This is a genomic window from Aquimarina litoralis, from assembly GCF_019295435.1.
GTDB classification, from domain to species: domain Bacteria; phylum Bacteroidota; class Bacteroidia; order Flavobacteriales; family Flavobacteriaceae; genus Aquimarina; species Aquimarina litoralis_A.
In genome coordinates this window covers 16,970-37,856 of the sequence record NZ_WEKL01000111.1, presented here as the reverse complement: position 1 = coordinate 37,856, position 20,887 = coordinate 16,970, and the positions used below count along the sequence as shown (strand labels likewise).

Annotated in this window: 13 protein-coding genes and 1 tRNA gene; 4 read left to right on the top strand and 10 right to left on the bottom strand. The window is 35.0% G+C overall.

Features of this window, described 5'->3' with window-relative positions:
* Positions 1 to 17: 17 nt before the first annotated feature.
* Together GBO31_RS25400 and GBO31_RS25395 are read left to right on the top strand one after the other, a co-directional pair.
* On the top strand, positions 18 to 1,322 hold the full coding sequence (locus GBO31_RS25400) for a DUF819 domain-containing protein (RefSeq protein WP_219011442.1): 1,305 nt from the start codon (positions 18 to 20) through the stop codon (positions 1,320 to 1,322).
* 58 nt (positions 1,323 to 1,380) lie between these two features.
* Complete coding sequence (locus GBO31_RS25395; protein WP_219011441.1) at positions 1,381 to 2,118, top strand: DUF4369 domain-containing protein; 738 nt, start codon at positions 1,381 to 1,383, stop codon at positions 2,116 to 2,118.
* Between the two features lie 338 nt (positions 2,119 to 2,456).
* On the opposite strand, the gene GBO31_RS25390 is transcribed toward GBO31_RS25395, so the two are convergent.
* The 9 genes from GBO31_RS25390 to GBO31_RS25350 form a co-directional block, all read right to left on the bottom strand.
* Positions 2,457 to 2,530: transfer RNA gene (locus GBO31_RS25390), tRNA-Thr, on the bottom strand.
* 57 nt (positions 2,531 to 2,587) lie between these two features.
* Complete coding sequence (locus tag GBO31_RS25385; protein ID WP_219011440.1) at positions 2,588 to 2,854, bottom strand: hypothetical protein; 267 nt, start codon at positions 2,852 to 2,854, stop codon at positions 2,588 to 2,590.
* Positions 2,855 to 2,925: 71 nt separating this feature from the next.
* Positions 2,926 to 3,903: a type I phosphomannose isomerase catalytic subunit gene (locus GBO31_RS25380; RefSeq protein ID WP_219011439.1), complete on the bottom strand. Its 978-nt coding sequence runs from the start codon at positions 3,901 to 3,903 to the stop codon at positions 2,926 to 2,928.
* Entirely contained in the window at positions 3,896 to 4,357 is a 462-nt protein-coding gene (locus GBO31_RS25375; RefSeq protein ID WP_219011438.1) for a peroxiredoxin, read from the bottom strand. Before GBO31_RS25375 ends, GBO31_RS25380 begins: the two co-directional genes overlap by 8 nt.
* Positions 4,358 to 4,363: 6 nt before the next feature.
* Positions 4,364 to 4,774, bottom strand: coding sequence for a 6-pyruvoyl trahydropterin synthase family protein (locus GBO31_RS25370; protein ID WP_219011437.1), 411 nt, complete (start codon positions 4,772 to 4,774; stop codon positions 4,364 to 4,366).
* On the bottom strand, positions 4,771 to 5,289 hold the full coding sequence (idi, locus tag GBO31_RS25365) for an isopentenyl-diphosphate Delta-isomerase (protein WP_219011436.1): 519 nt from the start codon (positions 5,287 to 5,289) through the stop codon (positions 4,771 to 4,773). Before idi ends, GBO31_RS25370 begins: the two co-directional genes overlap by 4 nt.
* A gap of 166 nt (positions 5,290 to 5,455) precedes the next feature.
* Entirely contained in the window at positions 5,456 to 7,414 is a 1,959-nt protein-coding gene (locus tag GBO31_RS25360) for an OmpA family protein (protein ID WP_219011435.1), read from the bottom strand.
* 87 nt (positions 7,415 to 7,501) lie between these two features.
* The gene (locus GBO31_RS25355) at positions 7,502 to 8,458 is read right to left on the bottom strand and encodes a PorP/SprF family type IX secretion system membrane protein (RefSeq protein WP_219011434.1); all 957 of its coding nucleotides are present in this window, start codon (positions 8,456 to 8,458) and stop codon (positions 7,502 to 7,504) included.
* Between the two features lie 53 nt (positions 8,459 to 8,511).
* Positions 8,512 to 16,851 (bottom strand): DUF7507 domain-containing protein, encoded by an 8,340-nt coding sequence (locus GBO31_RS25350; protein ID WP_219011433.1) that lies wholly within the window; start codon positions 16,849 to 16,851, stop codon positions 8,512 to 8,514.
* Between the two features lie 324 nt (positions 16,852 to 17,175).
* On the opposite strand from GBO31_RS25350, the gene GBO31_RS25345 reads away from it, so the two are divergent.
* Positions 17,176 to 18,762, top strand: a complete 1,587-nt coding sequence (locus tag GBO31_RS25345) for a peptide chain release factor 3 (protein ID WP_219011432.1) — start codon at positions 17,176 to 17,178, stop codon at positions 18,760 to 18,762.
* A gap of 158 nt (positions 18,763 to 18,920) precedes the next feature.
* On the opposite strand, the gene GBO31_RS25340 is transcribed toward GBO31_RS25345, so the two are convergent.
* Positions 18,921 to 19,241, bottom strand: coding sequence for a DUF962 domain-containing protein (locus GBO31_RS25340; RefSeq protein ID WP_219011431.1), 321 nt, complete (start codon positions 19,239 to 19,241; stop codon positions 18,921 to 18,923).
* Positions 19,242 to 19,598: 357 nt separating this feature from the next.
* Here GBO31_RS25340 and GBO31_RS25335 point away from each other — a divergent pair, with 357 nt between their 5' ends.
* Positions 19,599 to 20,804: a CobW family GTP-binding protein gene (locus GBO31_RS25335; RefSeq protein WP_219011430.1), complete on the top strand. Its 1,206-nt coding sequence runs from the start codon at positions 19,599 to 19,601 to the stop codon at positions 20,802 to 20,804.
* Positions 20,805 to 20,887: the final 83 nt, after the last annotated feature.

The following is a 20,887-nucleotide window of genomic DNA, read 5'->3' as shown; positions in this document are numbered from 1 at the left end:
ACAAATGAACTCACTCTATGGATAATCGTCCTTTTTTCACTGATGATACTATTGTTTTTGGAATTTTATTACTCTGCTTAGGATTCGTTTTTTATACTTCTTCTCTTAAAACAGGTTTCTGGCAAAAATTTTACAAATTTATTCCGGCCTTATTACTTTGCTATTTTTTGYCCGCGATTTTTACTTCTTTCAACATCATTGCCCCTAAATGGGAAGAACTTGATGCTAATGGAGGTATTATTGAAAAATCAACGAATGTATATAATGTTGCTAAAAATTATTTACTACCAGCTTCATTGGTTCTTATGACTTTAAGTATTGACTTAAAAGGAATATTCAATTTAGGTCCCAAAGCACTGATTATGTTTTTTACCGGCACAATAGGAGTCATTATTGGAGGTCCTTTAGCGATTCTTATAATTTCTATATTCTCACCTGAAACTGTTGGCGGTGCAGGATTTGATGCTGTATGGAGAGGATTATCTACCCTTGCAGGTAGTTGGATTGGTGGTGGAGCTAATCAAGCTGCCATGCTTGAAATCTATGAATACAATCCTGATAAATATGGGGGTATGGTATTGGTAGATATTGTAGTAGCTCAGATATGGATGGCACTGTTACTAATCGGAATAGGAAAAAGTAAAAAAATTGATCAATGGCTAAAAGCAGATAGTAGCGCTATTGAATCTTTAAGGGAAAAAGTTTCTACATATGCCGAAAGCATCAAACGAAATCCTACATTATCCGATTATATGATCATGCTTGCGATTGCATTTACCGCAGTAGGACTATCACATTGGGGTGCAGGAGGAATTTCTAAATTTTTATCTTCTAATTTTGAAGTTTTTAATGATAAAACCTCTGCTTTATCTTCTTTTACATCAACTTTTTTCTGGATGATTACTATTGCAACTGCAATTGGGATCTTATTATCTTACACAAAAGCTAAAAAATATNAAGGAGCTGGAGCAAGCAAGATAGGAAGTATCTTTATCTACATTCTAGTGGCTACGATTGGTATGAAAATGGACTTGACCCAAATATTTAAAAATCCAGGATTAATTGGTATAGGATTGGTTTGGATGTTCATTCATGTAGTATTGCTAATCATTGTTGCCAAAATTATTAAAGCGCCTTATTTTTTCCTTGCAGTTGGTAGTAAAGCAAATATTGGTGGTGCTGCTTCTGCTCCAGTAGTTGCTGCTGCTTTTCATCCTTCTCTTGCAACTGTGGGTGTATTATTAGCTGTTTTTGGATATGTAGTAGGAACCTATGGTGCAATCCTTTGTACAATATTAATGCAAATTGCTTCCGGAAGTTAGTTTTTCAATCGAATTTATAGCATCTTTGTACTCCAATTTTTAAAAGTAAAAAACTTAAATGCAACGATTTTCGGCTATACTATTTTTGATTATTTTGATTACTGCTTGTAGTACTCCTAAAAAAGAAGGAAATGTTTCTATAAATGGAACTATACAGGGACTTAAAAAGGGCACTTTATATCTTCAAAAAATACAGGATACTATTTTAGTAAATGTAGATTCGTTGGTGATTGAAGGTGATCCTAAATTTTCTTTTCAAACTAATGTGGATGAGCCTGAAATTCACTATTTATTTTTGGATAAACATGATGGAAATCAGTATAACGACAGAATAGACTTTTTTGTTGAGCCTGGAGAAGTAGTTATCAATACCTCTTTAAATGGATTTGAAAAAGATGCAATTATTTCTGGTGGTAAAAATCAAACCAAATTAGTAGAATTCAATAAAATGAACCAACGATTTAAAGACAGAAATCTTAGGATCATAAAAGAAGATTACGAAGCTAAAAAGCAAAACGACGAGGAAAAACTTGCAGAAAATGATATTGCTTATAAAAACTTACTACGTCAAAAGTATTTATATACTATCAATTTTGCGATGAATAATAGAAAATTAGAAGTTGCTCCTTATATCACGCTTCATGAAGTTTTTGATGCCAATATTAAATATCTCGATACTGTTGTAAATTCTTTATCTCCGAAAGTAAAAAAGTCGTTGTATGGAAAACAATTGATTGAGTATTTAGAAGAACGTAAGACTAAAGAAGCAGCAAAGGCACAAGAGTCTACAAATTAATGCATCATTTGTTACTTAATTTCGTAAAAAACGATCATATTACCACTACTAATGACGGTATTTCAACAAGCAATTGAAAGCTTTATTTACCATCTTAAGTACTTATACACTTAACAAATAACTCTTTTTAACTATTTAAAAGAGATTTCAATTCTTAATAGGGTTCAAAAATTAGGTAAAAAAAGAGGAAAAGTAATTTTAATAAACCCCAAACTAATAATTAGTTTGGGGTTTATTATTTATCTCTATTTTCAGAAATTGTACTTATAAAATACGCTTCTAATTGCTTTTACAAAAAAATCCTGATTTCTAGGTGAAATCAGGATTTATGCTTTTAGAGCCGATAGAGGGACTCGAACCCACGACCTGCTGATTACAAATCAGCTGCTCTAGCCAGCTGAGCTATATCGGCAAAGCGGTTGCAAATATAATTTCTGTAATTAAATTTGCAAATACTTTTTTAAAAAAATTATAACGAATTTACTTTTTCCACTAAAGATTGGGCTGTTTTTTCTAAATCCTCTCGAATTGATTTAAAGTGTTTCGCTGGATTTTCTACCGATCGATCACTAACTCTTGTCATAAATTCATCAAAAGAAGTGATTGCTTCGTCTATAATCTCTTCTCCTGCTTTTTTATCCTTGTCTGGATTATTTTCTTCCCAGATGTATACTTCTTCTATGATATCTCCTAATACGTAGTTAATATCTTTCTTGAGATTTCTTTTATTTGCCATTTCTTAAATATTTTATGCAAAATTAGTCTTTTAAAATATTTATCAGTGTGTTTTATCAAAAGAAGTTACCGTTAAATATAGGTTTGTAGAAATTTTGCATTTTCAGAAATGATCTCAATACCATCTATATCTGCAGGAACTAAAATTGTTTCTCCTGCCTTCATAATTAATTTTTGCTCTTTGTTAACGATCTCAGCCGTTCCGCCAATACATATATAAATTACGAAAGAATCAAGTCCTTGATGAGATAGTGTTTTTTGTTCATCCAACTCAATTACATTAGTAATAAAATGAGGGCATTTTACTAAGCTCGTAATTTCATTTTTTTCAGAAGTATAATGTACTTTAGATTCCCTATCAGTAGTGAAATCGATTGCTTCTAATGCATCTTGTTGATGTAACTCTCTATAATTTCCGTTAGAATCTTGGCGATCCCAATCATAAATTCGATACGTAATATCAGAAGTTTGTTGTATTTCTGCTAATAACACACCTTTTCCAATAGCATGGATCAAACCTGCATATACGAAAAATGTATCTCCAGTAGTAACAGGCTCATAATGCAATAATTCTTTGATAGTTTTATCTTCTACACTTTTCTCATACTCCTCTTGACTTACTTCATCATCAAAACCAATTATAAGATTAGATTTTTCATCTGCTTGAAGCACATACCACATTTCTGTTTTACCTAAAGAGTTATGTTTCTTCTTAGCTAATAAATCATCGGGATGTAATTGCACTGAAAGATCTTCTTTGGCATCAATAAATTTTATAAGTAATGGAAATTTAGTGCCAAACCGTTCAAAATTCCTTTCTCCAAGTAATCTTTCTGGATACATTTCTAATAAATCTTTTAAAGTTTTTCCTTTAAAATGCCCATTAGTAACTACAGAATAATTACCCTCTACATCGCTAACTTCCCAACTTTCTCCAACAGAATCTCCTTGTTTTTCTTTTCCAAGGATCGTATTTAGTTTTGAACCTCCCCATATTTTTTCTTTCAATATAGGTTGAAATTTTAGTATATAAAGTGAATCCTTATCCATTGGTTATATCTTTTACGGTTTTAATAGCTTGTTTTAGATGTTTTGATGCATTTGCACTATTAAACTTTAGTTTAATAATACCATTCTGATCTATGACGTAAGTTTCTCTTCCTGGTAACATTCCAAATAGACCAGGTTTTACTCCAAATAATCTTCTCAATTCTCCTTTATTGTCCGACAAAAAAATAAAAGGTAATTTATACCTATTCTTAAATCTTTCGTGAGATTTCACGCTATCTGAGCTTATACCGATAACTTCTACTCCTTCTTTCTTAAAATCTTCATAGCTATCTCTAAAATCACAAGCTTCTTTAATGCATCCTGGAGTAAAGTTTTTGGGATAGAAATACAGCACGCAGGGTATTTTTCCTATAACATCTTTGCTATTGAAATTACCTCCATCATCTTTAATCGCTACAAATTCAGGTACTTTATCCCCTAATTGTAAACCCATAGGTTACTATTTGCCGTTATAAACTACATAATTACGTGGGGTTTCGAAGAGAGTTACTTCGATATCGTATTTTAAATTTAGTCTTTTACGAAGTCGATTCCAAATAACTACCGCAATATTTTCTGCTGTAGGATTTAGATTTTTAAATTCCTCAACTTCTTCATTAAGATTCTTATGATCTAAGTAATCTTCAACTTCAGTTTTGATATAGTCTTTCAAAACTTTTAAATCTATTAAATAACCAGTTTCAGGATCTATTTCACCAATAACAGCTACAATCAACTCATAATTATGACCGTGATAATACGGGTTATTGCATTTTCCAAAAACCTGAATGTTTTTTTCTTCACTCCAATCTTTTCTATGCAATCTATGAGCTGCATTAAAATGAGCTTTTCTACAGGCTTTTATCCTCATAATGTTATATGTTCATAAAATTTATCAAAAATGATCTTAAACCATGCTGTATACCTCTCTGGATAGTCTGTAATATCCTTTTTTACTTCTTGTATTGGCATCCATTTCCAATCTGCAACTTCTTCGGGATTAATTAAGGGATCATCCTCGTATTGTCCTACTAAAACATGATCCAATTCATGTTCTGTAAGACCATTATCAAATGGAGCTTTATAAATAAATGAAATTGTTTCTTTCAATGGAGTAGTAAAACCCATTTCTTCCTGCAACCTTCTGGTTCCAGCTTCTATATTATTTTCTCCTTCTCTTTGATGGCTACAACATGTATTTGTCCATAGACCAGGCGAATGATATTTATGATGTGCTCGTTGTTGTAGCATTAGTTCTTTCTTATCGTTAAGAATAAAAACTGAAAATGCTCTATGTAGCAATGCTTTTTCGTGTGCTTCGAGCTTTGGCATTAGTCCAATTTGCTCATCATTTTCATTCACTAAAATGACTTTTTCCTCTTCCATTTCTTAGTATTGGTTCAAAACTACAAAATCATATATGTAATTCATAATCTATCTTATTTTTGGCAAAAAATAAAGATTTATTTAAGATTTTCTATAAAAAAACACCTTACGAATAAGGTGTTTCTTATAGACAAAGGTTTATTATTGATTATATAGGGCTATTATATTATTTGACAATGATAAACTCACTTCGTCTACTTAATTGGTATTCTGCTTTTGTACAGTTGGATTCATTTCCACAATCATTTACAAGTTGTGTTTCTCCATATCCTTTGCTAGTTAATCTATCTGCTGCTATTCCTTTAGAAACCATATATTCTACTGTAGATTTAGCTCTTTGATCAGATAACCACATATTGTACGCATCATCTCCATGACTATCTGTATGAGATCTTACATCAATTTTCATATCTGGATATTGATTCATCACCTCTATTACTTTAGCTAACTCAACCGCTGCATCTTTACGTATATAATATTGATCGAAATCGAAATAAATCGGATTCAACGATAGAACTTTAGCAAGGTCATCTCCTACATCAGCAGATTTCACTTTCTTTTCTAATAATAAAGGCACATCTAATGTTTCCGTTTTTCCAGGAGTTTCCACTAATTTTTCGATAGTAGTATATTCCTCTTTTTCTGCTCTAACAAAGTATTTAGAGCTACATTTTACCACATGTGAATAGGTTGCATCATCGCCTACAATAAAGCTTTCTAACAAATTATTACTACTATCATAAATAGAAACCTTAGCTCCTGCCAATAATTCTTGGGTATCTTTATCCTTTACAACACCTGCAATGGTGATTTCACAAAAGCTTTTTAAATCTTCTAACTGCAGGAAACTGTAGATATCGTCTTTTCCTCTTCCTCCTTCTCTATTAGAGGAAAAATATCCTCTCTTGGACTCGTCATCCACGATAAACGCAAAATCATCATCCGGGCCATTTACAGGTTTTCCGATATTAACAACTAGCTTTTCTTCATCTGTCTGAGGATTTAATCTAGTTACATATACATCCAATCCTCCTAACCCGATATGACCGTCAGAAGCAAAGTACAAATCGTTATTTGAACTGATAAAAGGAAAGGTTTCTTTTCCTTCCGTATTAATTCGATTTCCTAAGTTTTTAGGTTCTCCAAAACTTCCATCTGAATTAATTGCTATTTCATAAATATCAGATTGTCCTTCACCACCTGGCATATCTGATGAAAAGTATAATGTTTTTTCATCATTACTTAATGCTGGATGCGCTGTAGAATATTCATCACTATTAAAAGGTAAATTCTGAGGTGTAGTCCAGCCTCCTTGAGGGTTTTTATAAGAACGATATATTTTTAATCGATTTGTCCCTTTTTTATCATTCCCATATTTTCTTCCATCATAATTATTTCTTGTAAAATAAACAGTATTTCCATCTTTAGAAAAAATTGGTGTAGACTCATGAAATTTTGTATTGATTTTACTATCGAACTTTTCGATTTCAGATAACTCCCCATTGGTAGGATTATATTCAGCTCTATATAAATCTAAAAAAGCTTCTTCATTCCATTGGTGTACGCTCTTCTTGAAAAGTAAAGTATCTCTTGAAGAGCTAAAAACCACAAATCTTCCAAAAAATGCAGAACCAAAATCTGTAAATGATGAATTAATAGAAGAGTTCTCTATTTCAAACCTTCCTGATTGAAAATCTATTCTTTTCAAATAATTAGGTTCATCTTGAAACAATTGTGCTCTTTGATCATCAGAACTAGCTTCTGCGAATTTCTTCATATATGTATCAGCATCATCATATCTCCCTACAGATTTTAATGTCTGAGCAAACCTAAAATAATATTCAGGTTCCACTTCATTGGGATAATTATTCACTAATTCTTCATACCATTTTGAAGCTTCTTCGAACTGGCTATTAAAATAATAGCTATTTCCAAGGTTTTTATATAAATCTGCACTTTTATACCCTTTTTTAACGACTTTTAGGTATGTCTCTTGTGCATCTATATATTCATATTTATCATATTGACTTTGTGCAGTTTTTAGTTTTCTATCCTGAGCGCAAGTAATACTCACAAAAAAGATCCCCACAAAAACAAATAATAACCTGCGTAATAATCTGTTCATTTTATTTTGGTTGTATTATTATGTTATCTAAAAATAACTCCTTTAAATTCAATAATTAGCTATAAAAGCATCTATTTAACCACAATTCTAGAAGAAACGTGGTGTTAGCATTCTATTATACTTTCTAAATAATTCAAAACGTAACATTACTTCATAACTTCCATCATTAAATTGTGTTCTTCCTAATTCAGTTGATTCCTTATCATATGCAAATCCAATCATCAAAGAATCTGAGATCTGAAATCCTGCCATCGCACTAAACGCTGCACTCCATCTGTAAGCCGCTCCCAAGGTTAATTTATCATATAACAAGAAGTTAGCAGATATATCTACTTGAAGCGGAGCCCCAAACACTAATTTCGACAAAACTGCCGGTTTGAACTTTACAGAATCGCTTAAATCAAAAACATATCCCGTAATGAAATAATAGTTAATTCTTTCTTCTGCTATAAAAGTGGAAGAATTATTATTATTTATTGTTGCATCTTCGTCAAAATGATCTGTTTCTAATAGATTTGGTGCACTTAATCCGGCGTAAAACTTATTTGTATGGTAATAGATCCCAACACCTACGTTAGGACTAAACTTATTATCTATATTGTTTTCAAAATTTGGATCATTAATATCAAATTGAGTTAGTCTTTGGAAATCAACATTTAATAGATGTCCTCCTGCTTTTAGCCCAAAACTTAACTTTCCAGTATCTGATGTAGGAATTGTATATGAGAAATCTATATCAAAATAGGTTTCATCAGTAGGTCCGATTTCATCATTAACAATAGAAAGTCCCAATCCAACACGATTATTGTCTCCAATAGGTGTATTTAAGGTTAATGTTTGTGTTCTTGGTGCACCATCTAATCCAACCCATTGGCTTCGATGTAATCCCATTACACTCATTACTCCTCTACTACCTGCATAAGCAGGATTTACACTAATCGTATTATACATATACTGGGTATACTGAGCATCTTGCTGGGATAGCGCATCATTTGAAATCAAACCAAATGCTATCAGCATAAATATTGTTAATAGTCTATTCATAAGTATCAATATTTGATTTAGGGAATAACAAATATACTATTCCAAATATAAATTTATCTGTTAATATACAAGTAACCTGCTTTATAGATATTTTCTCCTCTAGAATTTATGTACTCCAGAACATAATAATAGGTTCCCACTGGTAGTTCATTTTTTTGAGAAATAGTAGCTCTACCGTTACTAATTCCTCTAAACAATTCTACTCCTGGTTGTTCATATCCATCTTCTCCAAAAACCTCTACTCCCCATCTGTTATAGATTCTTAAAGTATTATCTGGAAAACTACTCAATCCTACGATTCTGAATTCATCATTAATTCCATCTCCATTAGGGCTAATTCCTGTATAAATGGTAACTGGATTGTCGGGATCGTTAAATACTCCTTCGATTATTGTTACCGTTTCATCTTCTGGATCTCCATCACTATCTGTATCAATATCAGTAGTATTATTTGGATCATCTGAAATATCCACAACATCGTCTCCATTTGGATCTTGACCTGTAACTGTAGCCTGATTAATAACCTCTCCAGAAAGAACATCTTCTGCTGTTAACACATAGGTAGCAGTAAATGTTGTTGTATCAATTTCACCAACTGCTAAATCAATTGGACCTCCATTTAAGACGATACCAGTTAAAGGATCTGATAAGATAATATTAGTAATATCTACATTACCGGTATTCTCTACAGTAAAGGTATATTGAATTTCATCACCAACATTTGGAAGATCATCACCATTAACATCAACATAAATACCCGTTTTAGTTAGCGCTAAATTAGGGAACTGATCTATAGGAGTAATGGTCTCATCGTTTGTTGGATCATTATCTCCATTATCATCTACGGTTTCATCTCCGTTATCAGAAACGTCCATAACATCATCTCCATTTGGATCTTCTCCCAATACTGTTGCACTATTGATAACCTCTCCATTATTAATATCAGCTTGTGTGAGCACATATGTTGCCTGCGCTGTTCCTTGTTCTCCAGGAGCAAGCGTTGATGGAGTTACGGCAAGATTTGTACTTCCCGTTAAAATATCATCTATAAATATGTTATCCACAGTTACATTTCCTGTATTAGTAACTGTAAAGGTATAAGTTATAGTATCTCCAGCATTAGAACCATTTACTACTCCCGTTTTTACTAGTGTTAACTCTGGATCTGCAACAAGATCTGTAACTGTTGGATCATTATCGGTAACACCATCGGTAGTACCATCTCCATTTGGCGTCTCAACGCTCTCATCTCCGGCATCCGACACATCAGTCACATCATCAGGACCTCCTTGTGGACTATCTCCAGTGGCTGTAGCACTGTTCTCAATGAACCCAGCATCAATATCAGCCTGTGTAATGGTCTGATTTGCCGTTACTGTCACACTTTCTCCTGGATCTAAACTTGCTATTGGACTTCCAACTATACTTCCAGCGTCTGCATTAGCATCAGTAATCTCTATATCAGTAAGCGTAACATTTCCAGTATTGGTCACTACAATATCATATTCAATAACATTATTCAGTACACTTCCTGGAACTCTAACTGTCTTGATAACACTTAAACTTGGATCTGCTATAAGATCTGTAACCGTTGGATCATTATCCGTAACACCATCGGTAGTACCATCTCCATTTGGCGTCTCAACAGTCTCGTCTCCTGCATCCGACACATCAGTCACATCATCAGGGCCTCCTAGTGGACTATCGCCTGTGGCTGTAGCACTGTTCTCAATGAACCCAGCATCAATATCAGCCTGTGTAATGGTCTGATTCGCTGTTACTGTCACACTTTCTCCTGGATCTAAACTTGCTATCGGACTTCCTACAATACTTCCAGCATCTGCATTAGCATCGGTAATCTCAATATCAGTAAGCGTAACATTTCCAGTATTGGTCACTACAATATCATATTCAATAACATCATTCAGTACACTTCCTGGAACTCTAACTGTCTTGATAACACTTAAACTTGGATCTGCTATAAGATCTGTAACCGTTGGATCATTGTCGGTAACACCATCAGTCGTACCATCTCCATTAGGTGTTTCTACAGTCTCATCTCCCGCGTCAGAAACATCAGTCACATCATCAGGACCTCCTAGTGGACTATCGCCAGTGGCTGTAGCACTGTTCTCAATGAATCCAGCATCAATATCAGCCTGTGTAATGGTTTGATTTGCTGTTACCGTTACACTTGCTCCAGGAGCTAAACTTGCTATTGGGCTTCCTACAATACTTCCAGCATCTGCATTAGCATCGGTAATCTCAATATCAGTAAGCGTAACATTTCCTGTATTGGTCACTACAATATCATATTCAATAACATCATTCAGTGCACTTCCTGGAACTCTAACTGTCTTGATAACACTTAAACTTGGATCCGCTACAAGGTCTGTAACTGTTGGATCATTGTCGGTAATACCATCAGTGGTACCATCTCCATTCGGTGTTTCTACACTTTCATCTCCTGCATCTGACACATCCGTCACATCATCAGGACCACCTAGTGGACTATCTCCAGTGGCTGTAGCACTGTTCTCAATGAATCCAGCATCAATATCAGCCTGTGTAATGGTCTGATTTGCAGTTACTGTAACACTAGCTCCTGGCGCTAGACTTGTTATCGGACTACCTACTATACTTCCAACATCTGCATTAGCATCAGTGATTTCAATATCAGTAAGCGTAATATTTCCTGTATTGGTTACTACAATATCATACTCAATAACTTCATTCAATGCACTTCCTGCAACTCTGACTGTTTTGATAACACTTAAACTTGGGACTTCAGGTGTAGCGCTCGTCTCATCATCCTCAACTGGTGTATCTGTATCGGGTGTAACATCTGGACTACTGTCTGGATCAAAATTATCACTCGCAGTAATCTCGGCAAAGTTCGTATAATTACCTGTAGCGGTAACTACCGCGGTATATGTCAATACCAATGGAGTAGTAGTCGTAATACTCAAACCACTCCAACTTATCAATCCGCCAGTCTCACTTCCTCCATTACTAATACTTCCAATAGTCGTATATCCATCTGGAACTATATCTCCTACACCAACACCTGTTGCATCATTTGGTCCGTCATTGGTAACTGTTATACTAAAAGTAACAGTATCACCAACACTGATATTTCCACTCGTATCTGCATCGGTTGTCAACACAACTCCTTTGGTCAAGGATAAATCACTTACTGGATCAACACTTGGGTCCGCATCATCCTGATCATCTTCTGCCAACACATCATTATTCGGTGTACTATCTGGATCAAAATTATCACTCGCTGTTACTTCGGCTACATTTACATACGTACCCGTAGCATTTACCGTAGCTACAACCGTTAAGGTAGCAGTACCACTATTGGTAATTGTACCTACATCCCAAACACCTGTACCTACTGTATAAGTACCTTGACTTACTGTAGGAGTCCCTACAATCGTATAACCATTTGGAACCTGATCCGTTACTTCAACTCCCGTAGCATCATTTGGACCACCATTGCTTACCGTTACCGTAAAGGTAACTGTATCCCCTGGTGTAGCGCCTCCACTCGTATCTGCATCGGTTGTCAACACAACTCCTTTGGTCAAGGATAAATCACTTACTGGATCAACACCTGGGTCCGCATCATCCTGATCATCTTCTGCCAACACATCATTATTCGGTGTACTATCTGGATCAAAATTATCACTCGCTGTTACTTCGGCTACATTTACATACGTACCCGTAGCATTTACCGTAGCTACAACCGTTAAGGTAGCAGTACCACTATTGGTAATCGTACCTACATCCCAAACACCAGTACCTACTGTATAAGTACCTTGACTTACCGTAGGAGTCCCTACAATCGTATAACCATTTGGAACCTGATCCGTTACTTCAACTCCCGTAGCATCATTTGGACCACCATTGCTTACCGTTACCGTAAAGGTAACTGTATCACCTGGTGTAGCGCCTCCACTCGTATCTGCATCGGTTGTCAACACAACTCCTTTGGTCAAGGATAAATCACTCGTCGGAGTAACCGTAGGTGTATTACTATCCTCATCATCCTCACTCTGATCTCCATCATCATTATTTGGTGTACTGTCTGGATCATTGTTCACACTGCTCGTTACTTCGGCTACATTCTCATAATCTCCACTCGCATCTACCGTAACGGTAATCTCTAAACTTGTACTTGCTCCATTGGCAATTGCTGGTAACGTCCAAACACCTGTACCACTTACATAAGCTCCTGATCCATTGTCYGATACATACGTATATCCTGTCGGTAACTGATCTGTTACTGTAGCTCCTGCTGGTAAATCATTTGGACCGTCATTACTAACCTCTAACGTAAAGATAATCGTGTCTCCTACATTAGGGGTACTATTGTTAACACTCTTGGCTAAACTTAAATCCGAAGTTAACACCACTGGAGGCGTAAAACTCGTCTCATCATCCTCTGCAGGAGTATCTGTATCTGGTGTAGGATCTGGACTACTATTTGGATCCAAGGTATCACTCGCTGTAATCTCAGCAAAGTTTGTGTAGTTCCCTGTAGCTGTAACTACTGCGGTATAGGTCAATCCTAAACTCGATCCTGAAGTAATTGACAATCCACTCCAGCTTATCAATCCACCACTCTCGCTTCCACTATTACTAATACTTCCTATCGTTGTATATCCGTCAGGAACCGTATCACCTACTCCTACTCCTGTGGCATCATTAGGTCCGGCATTATTTACCGTCACTGTAAAAGTAACAGTGTCACCAGCAGTAATACTTCCACTAGTATCTGCATCCGTTGTTAATACGGCATTTTTTGATATACTTAAATCACTTGATGCTGGTATCGTCGTACAAAAATCAAATCCTCCAATAGCTGAACCATGTTGTACTCCAGTATTACATGTAGAACAATTTTGCCAAACAATAGTAATACTAGCTATTCCATCTAAATCTTCAAAATTAACACCTATTTGATCATCTTGATTTGACACAGAACTTCCCGTCGCATCAATCTGTCCATTAGTTCCATTTGATGTATAAGAAGGTGTTGCTGAATCTGTAAATGTTGGAAATATAGTATTTCCGAGACCATCAGTTGCTGTTACAGTAAATAAATCTCCACTACCCGATCCATTCTCATTAATATGGTATAAATCAAACCCTATAGAGTATATATTTGTACTAAATGTTATTGTTTGTGTAATTCCTGTTGTTCCAAAACCATTGGTAAAATATTCTAGTACTTCATCACTAATAACTCCAGAACCATTAGAATCTACTGAAGGACTCTGCGTCGAACCTGTTGTTGGCCAAGTACCTAATGTTCCTGTTTCTCCAGAAAACGTATGCGTAATATTTACACCAGAACCATCAACATCATTAAAAGTATTTGTTAAGGCTCCATCAGGAGTCCAATCAAACTCATCCATTCCATTAGGAGCAAAACTATCCCATACTAAATTAAATACTGTACTTGTACATGCAGGATTCTGATGTAATATTACAGGAGCAGGAGCAGTACAAATATTAGCTCCTCCTGCAGTAACATTAGTATTCGTTCCTAACGTATAATCTACTCCTGTTTCGGTTACTAACCCTGCTCCATCTACAGTCGCCGGATCTGTCATACCAAATTGTCCTCCATCACCACCATCTGCATTCGCATCATTATACGCTTCATTAGCATCACTACATCCATCGGCATCAGAATCCAAATCTAAATGATTAGGAATATCGTCTGCATCTGTATCTTCATAAGTGCAATATGTAAAATTGGAAAAAAGAAAAGTAATGAGCCCATTATTAGCGACATTTCCATCTTGTCTTTCTTTACCAGTTGTAACTTGAAAAGATGATACTAATCCTTCTATCACAATATCAGAATAATTTAACGTAGTATCTCCTGATCCAGCAGTATATGAAGTTATTGATGGAGAAGCACTATCATTACCAGTTATAATATGAGAACTGCCACCAGAAGTAGTTGCATATACTCCTGAAGGAAATGATGTTGGAGCCATTAAGGATCCAATATTAATAGTTTGAGATCCTGGTCCGGAGGCATTTACTGTTACTTTGTCACCACTATCTATTCCTGACCATCTAAACTTAACACCTGTTACAGGCACACTGAAAGTAAATGTATACACCAAACCTTCTGATAGGCCATCATCGATTTCTTCTCCTTGAATTCGTAAAGTTGTGACATCTTCTACTTGTAAAATGTTTAATGTACCTCCATCCACTTGGTTTATTGTTGTGGTTATATCCACATCAACTCCATCAAAATCATAAATATCATTGATAAATCCTGCTACATTTTGATTAGTAGCAGGAGCGGTTCCTACTTCGATATCTGTGGCAGCACAATTTAAACCTTCATCAGTATCTAATAATCCGTCATTATCGTCATCACTATCGCAATTATTCCCTACATTATCCGAATCATTATCTGCTTGTCCTGCATTGGCAATGGTAGGGCAATTATCTACTGGATCTCCAATACCATCTCCATCAGTATCTACTACAAAACCATCAGGAGTTGAAGCCGTATTCATTCCTGCGACTACGGTTATAGTAGTTGGATCATCACCTTGTGTTTGAACAGCGTTTGTGGGTAAATTAGGATCAAAATCCAAAATACTAATCACAGCATTTCCCGGAGGTAATGTCGCTGTATAAGTTCCATCAGGGTTTGTTTGTATAGTTTGTGTATTGCCGTTAACATCTCTTATTATGATAGTGACACTTCCTATACCAGCTTCTCCTCCATCTTGAAATCCATCACCATCAGCATCATTATAAACCAATCCGCTTATTGTTCCTGGGTTAGCACATGTTATTGCACTACCAGCAATGCCAGTTACAGATTCTCCATTGGCACCTTGCGTAGCTCCATTAGTAGGAAATTCCGTTACTGCAGCACTATTACTATTACCATTAGCACCTCCATTAATGTTTATAGTTGGAGTTCCCGCAGAAATAGCAACAAAACCAGCGCCTCCTCCTCCACCAGGACCTTCACTCTCATTACCGGTAATAAGTTGATCACCTCCATTACCTCCATTGGCATTTAAAATTAGAGTATTCGCGATAGAGGCTGCTCTTAATACAATACTTCCTCCACCTCCACCTCCACCAGGTGCATCATTATGCCCAGGAACGGTTGGTAAAGCATTAGCTCCATTCGCTATTATATTTCCCGATCCTGTGATCGCATTTGCTCCTAATAAAATAACACCACCTCCATTGGCAGCATCTTGACTAGCATTATTATTTCCATCACCAGCTCCTCCTCCTCCTCCAAGGAATATTCTATTTTGTTCATTCGCAATTAAGGGTCTTCCTCCTAATCCTCCAACAGGATCTCTTCGATCTCCTCCCCATGCACTACTACCTGGAGCTAATGTTAAAGCATCTTGATTACTTGACCCAAAAGAGTATCCTCCTCTTCCTCCTCCCGAAGAATTTGTAAGAGCATTACCATTTGCTATATAATCAGGGTCTAATGTCCATGCTGCAGCACCTGTACAACCAGAACACATAACTCCGGCACCATTGAACCATACATTACCATTATTTCCATTCGATCCACCGCCACCACCAGCGTTATGACCGTTTCCTCCTCCTCCTCCGTTCGCAGGAGCTCCTCTACCATACCTTCCTCCTAACGCATCATAATCAGTCTGAAATCCAACAATACTTTCTCCTTTCTCCGCAGAATCATTACTCACCGAGGTAACATAATCCGTTTCTAAATTTGCTCCAGTCGCTGAAGTATTATTATCTATAACACCTCCTCTAAACCCAAGACCGGAGGTATCGATATCACCATTTATATCTATAGTATTTGCAATTATAACGACTACACCGCCACGTCTACTACCAGCAAAATCTTCCCAAGGTAGTGCTGAAACCGATGCTCCCGCATCAATAGTAAGTGTATCATATTGAGGAACTTTTATAACCTGTGTTCTACCAGCTACAAAATAAGAATTAGCAATTGCACATGTCAATGTTATAGTATTAATAGACACAGACGATACATAAGCAAATTCATATAAACCAGAACTCCCATAATCCGTTATATCTCCATAATTTACGGTATTCGTTGTATTAATTGTTGCTCCTTGAGCTTGGTATATTAAAACAAGGTCACCGCTAACTAAACCACCAAGATCTGCAGTCACATCATTTACATCTACCGTAGTATCTCCAGCAGAAACATCCGAGGTAACCGGACTATAAGTATTTAATATAGTATTAGCAGTTGTTACGGTAAGATCACCATCTTTACCTTCTTGTCCAAAGGTTGTATTGTAGGTGAATAAAAACATAAGGGCCATAAGAAACAACGTTCCTTTTGGACCCAATAAGACTTGGGTAATTTTTTTCATATGACGATGGTTTACAATAGCTCGCAAAAACAATTGGGCATTACTTTTACAAGTGTCTTATAATACTTTTAAATATATAAATTTAAAAATTTAATTAAGATTTACGGTTAAACCGTAAATTCTGCTACATACAAATATGGCAATACATTTATGATTTTAGCATCTAATTTCCCTTATTTTTTTAATGTTTTCGATGAAATACACAATTTTTAGCTATAAAACACACTAAAAAAACAATAAYTCTATTTCTCTATTCGAAAATGTACTTTTATACTCATTGTACATATATATAGTATATTTGCAAACTTTAGCAAGACAATTACGATGAAATTCTCAGAAGAAATTAATAGACGAAGAACATTTGGTATCATTTCTCACCCTGATGCAGGGAAAACAACATTAACAGAAAAATTACTTCTATTTGGTGGTGCAATTCAGGAAGCTGGAGCTGTTAAGTCAAATAAAATAAAAAAGGGAGCTACCAGTGATTTTATGGAAATTGAACGCCAACGAGGTATTTCTGTAGCTACATCTGTTTTAGCTTTTGAATATCAGGGTGTAAAGATTAACATTTTAGACACACCAGGTCATAAAGATTTTGCTGAAGACACTTTTAGGACCTTAACCGCCGTTGATAGTGTGATCGTGGTAATTGATGTAGCTAAAGGTGTTGAGGAACAGACTGAAAAGCTTGTTTCTGTCTGTAGAATGCGGAATATTCCTATGATAGTTTTTATAAATAAATTAGATAGAGAAGGAAAAGATGCTTTTGAACTATTAGATGAAGTCGAGCAAAAATTGGGACTCAAAGTCACTCCATTAAGTTTTCCTATTGGAATGGGGTATGATTTTAAAGGAATATATAATATCTGGGAAAAAAATATCAACTTATTCAGTGGAGATAGTAGAAAAAATATTGAAGAAACTACTGAAATATCAAATCTAAATTCTACTGAATTAAACACTTTAATTGGAGAAGATGCTGCTGAAACTTTGCGAGAAGAAATTGAGTTAGTAGATGGAATTTATCCTTCTTTTGATCAGGATTTATATCAAAAAGGTACGCTACAGCCAGTATTTTTTGGCTCTGCGCTAAACAATTTTGGTGTTCGTGAATTATTAGATTGTTTTATCTCAATTGCTCCGACTCCTAGACCTAAAGAAAGTGACATTAGAGTGGTACAACCAGATGAAAAAGTCTTTACTGGTTTTGTATTTAAGATTCATGCGAATATGGATCCTAAACATAGAGATCGTTTAGCTTTTATTAAGATCGTTTCTGGCACTTTCGAACGAAATGTACCTTATTTACATACAAGACATAATAAAAAACTAAAATTCTCGAGCCCTAATGCTTTTTTTGCTGAAAAGAAAGAAATTGTAGACATTTCCTATCCAGGTGATATTGTGGGACTTCATGATACTGGAAATTTTAAGATTGGAGATACACTTACAACTGGGGAAAAACTAAACTATAAAGGAATACCTAGCTTTTCCCCTGAACACTTTAGATATATCAACAATGCTGATCCAATGAAATCCAAGCAATTAGCTAAAGGGATTGATCAATTAATGGATGAAGGTGTTGCTCAATTATTTACACTAGAGTTAAACGGAAGAAAAGTAATAGGAACTGTTGGCGCTTTACAATATGAAGTAATCCAATATCGATTAGAACATGAATACGGTGCAAAATGTACTTATGAAAACCTTAATGTTCACAAAGCCTGTTGGGTTGAGGTCGAAGATGAAAATAATGATGAATTTAAGGATTTTAAAAGAGTAAAAGGAAAATTTTTAGCAAAAGACAAACAAGGACAACTTGTATTCTTAGCGGATTCTTCTTTTAGTTTGCAAATGACGCAACAGAAGTACCCTTCTATCAATTTTCATTTCACCTCTGAGTTTTAAATGTATTTTGAAGACTTTTAAAAGCTTTTTACAGTTATAGCCATGAAATTATATTGCCAAAAAAAATAAGTAGCTCATTTAAGAGGTATACAAGCTTGTTTTTGCAAACACATAACTAAAATCTATTATTCATACAAAAGTCATTAGAAAAACAAATGCTAATCTTTCGAACTATCAAAAGATCGTTTTCCTGCTAGAATTTCAAAAAACAATTTAAAATCTGAAATCAAACTCCAAAATGGATACTTAAAGGTTGCAGGTTTATTTTTTTCAAAAAAAGCGTGCCCAACCCAAGCAAAACCATATCCCACAATAGGAACCAAAAACCACTTCCAACTCCAACCATAGTAGATAGCAACACCAACAATTATAAAAACCAAAAACGTACCAACAAAATGAAGTGTTCTACTGGTTTTATTTTGATGCTCTGTAAGGTAGAATCTATAAAATTCGGAATATGTTTTAATTCGATCAGACATTTTAAATACAATTAGTAATAAAGAGTGTATAATATACTAAAAATGTAATCATCCGGCAAACCATGTTTTATGCAGCTTTTTGAATATCAGGTCTGGCAATATTAAAAATAGCTCTATTATAATTTTCACTATGTATCGAAAAAAGCAAATTGAAAGAGATTTCAATTATTAAAATATTTTGCATTTCAAGAATAAAGATCAAAGAAAATAGTAGCTAGTTATTGCGGTAGAAAAATGCTAAAATTAATTTTACACTTGATAATTTTAGATCCATCAGAAATACTATAGATTTGTAAAAAATGTTGTATAAATATTACCTTCTATTAGTCTCTATAACAAAAACCTAAACAGGCATCAATGAAAACAACAAGAAAGATCCCAGCTATTATTCTTAATGGATTCCTTGGATCTGGGAAAACCACTCTCTTCAGAAGTCTTTTATCTCAATCAAAAAAGAAAAATATATCCGTTTGCGCAATTGTAAATGATATGAGTGAATTAGATGTAGATGGTGAATTAATCGGAAATACAGATATTGTCGAAGAAAATAATAATATTTTAGAATCCATCTCTTCATGTGTACTTAGTAGTGAAGAAGGCATCAAAAAACTTGATGATGCAATTCGAAAACTGGTTTTAAACCAAAATCCCGAACTAATCATTATTGAAACTTCTGGAAGTTGTCATCCTATGCCGTTAATTGAATATTTTAAAAAACAGACAGAGGTGATGTTGACAGGAGTATTTGTACTTGTCGATAGCTTAATGCTATCTCACGATTACAATTATGGAGAAACTCTTATTCCTAACCTCCAAAGAAATATGGCCGAAGGCATCCGTAGCACCATAAACCTTCTGGTTGAACAAATTATGTTTTGTAGCCACCTTATTCTTACCAAGTCTGATCGTATAGAAGAAAATAAATTACCATTAATAGCATCGCATATTCAGGACATCAATCCTTTCGCATCAACTCATTCAGTACTTTTTGGAAAACTCTCTATTGATTCTTTATTCGAACTTGAAGAATATGATTATTATAAAGTCGCTCAGCTAGTTGAGGAGCTAAAACCTGTACTAGAATCCGAAAAACATCGTAACAAACCTTATGATTTAGAAACCAGAGTTATCAAAGACGACAGACCATTTCATCCTCAACGGCTGTGGGATGTTTGTCATCAATACCTTGATAAAAGAATTTATCGAAGTAAAGGATTTTTCTGGCTCGCTAGTCGAGACAAGCATTCGCTATTATGGAATCAGGCAGCTGGAGGAATCAGTCTGGAAATAATAGGGTCTTGGCGATCTGGAATTATTGAAGATGAAAACCACAACCTTTCTGATGAAGAGGTGAAACTTCTAAAAGAAATGCTTGCTCAAGAATCTGGGCGTTTTGGAGATCGTCATTGTGAACTCACCGTAATCGGAGATAAGACACAAGTAGATAGATTCACAAATGCATTAAAATCATGTTTTCTTACTGATGAAGAAATAAGCCTATGGATAGATGGTATCGAATTTGAAGATCCGTGGCCTAAAAACATCGTTAAAATGGTAAATTAGATATTAAGATTAAATACATCTAATCAGTACTAGATTATATATAAAAACCCACTAAATCTAAAAATAGTGGGCTCATTTTAATA

Bases quoted from the DNA above. Each gene is read 5' to 3' on its own strand.
- GBO31_RS25395 (WP_219011441.1), top strand. From the start codon at position 1,381: ATGCAACGATTTTCGGCTATACTATTTTTGATTATTTTGATTACTGCT.
- GBO31_RS25385 (WP_219011440.1), bottom strand. From the start codon at position 2,854: ATGGCAAATAAAAGAAATCTCAAGAAAGATATTAACTACGTATTAGGA.
- GBO31_RS25380 (WP_219011439.1), bottom strand. From the start codon at position 3,903: ATGGATAAGGATTCACTTTATATACTAAAATTTCAACCTATATTGAAA.
- GBO31_RS25375 (WP_219011438.1), bottom strand. From the start codon at position 4,357: ATGGGTTTACAATTAGGGGATAAAGTACCTGAATTTGTAGCGATTAAA.
- GBO31_RS25370 (WP_219011437.1), bottom strand. From the start codon at position 4,774: ATGAGGATAAAAGCCTGTAGAAAAGCTCATTTTAATGCAGCTCATAGA.
- idi (WP_219011436.1), bottom strand. From the start codon at position 5,289: ATGGAAGAGGAAAAAGTCATTTTAGTGAATGAAAATGATGAGCAAATT.
- GBO31_RS25360 (WP_219011435.1), bottom strand. From the start codon at position 7,414: ATGAACAGATTATTACGCAGGTTATTATTTGTTTTTGTGGGGATCTTT.
- GBO31_RS25355 (WP_219011434.1), bottom strand. From the start codon at position 8,458: ATGAATAGACTATTAACAATATTTATGCTGATAGCATTTGGTTTGATT.
- GBO31_RS25345 (WP_219011432.1), top strand. From the start codon at position 17,176: ATGAAATTCTCAGAAGAAATTAATAGACGAAGAACATTTGGTATCATT.
- GBO31_RS25340 (WP_219011431.1), bottom strand. From the start codon at position 19,241: ATGTCTGATCGAATTAAAACATATTCCGAATTTTATAGATTCTACCTT.
- GBO31_RS25335 (WP_219011430.1), top strand. From the start codon at position 19,599: ATGAAAACAACAAGAAAGATCCCAGCTATTATTCTTAATGGATTCCTT.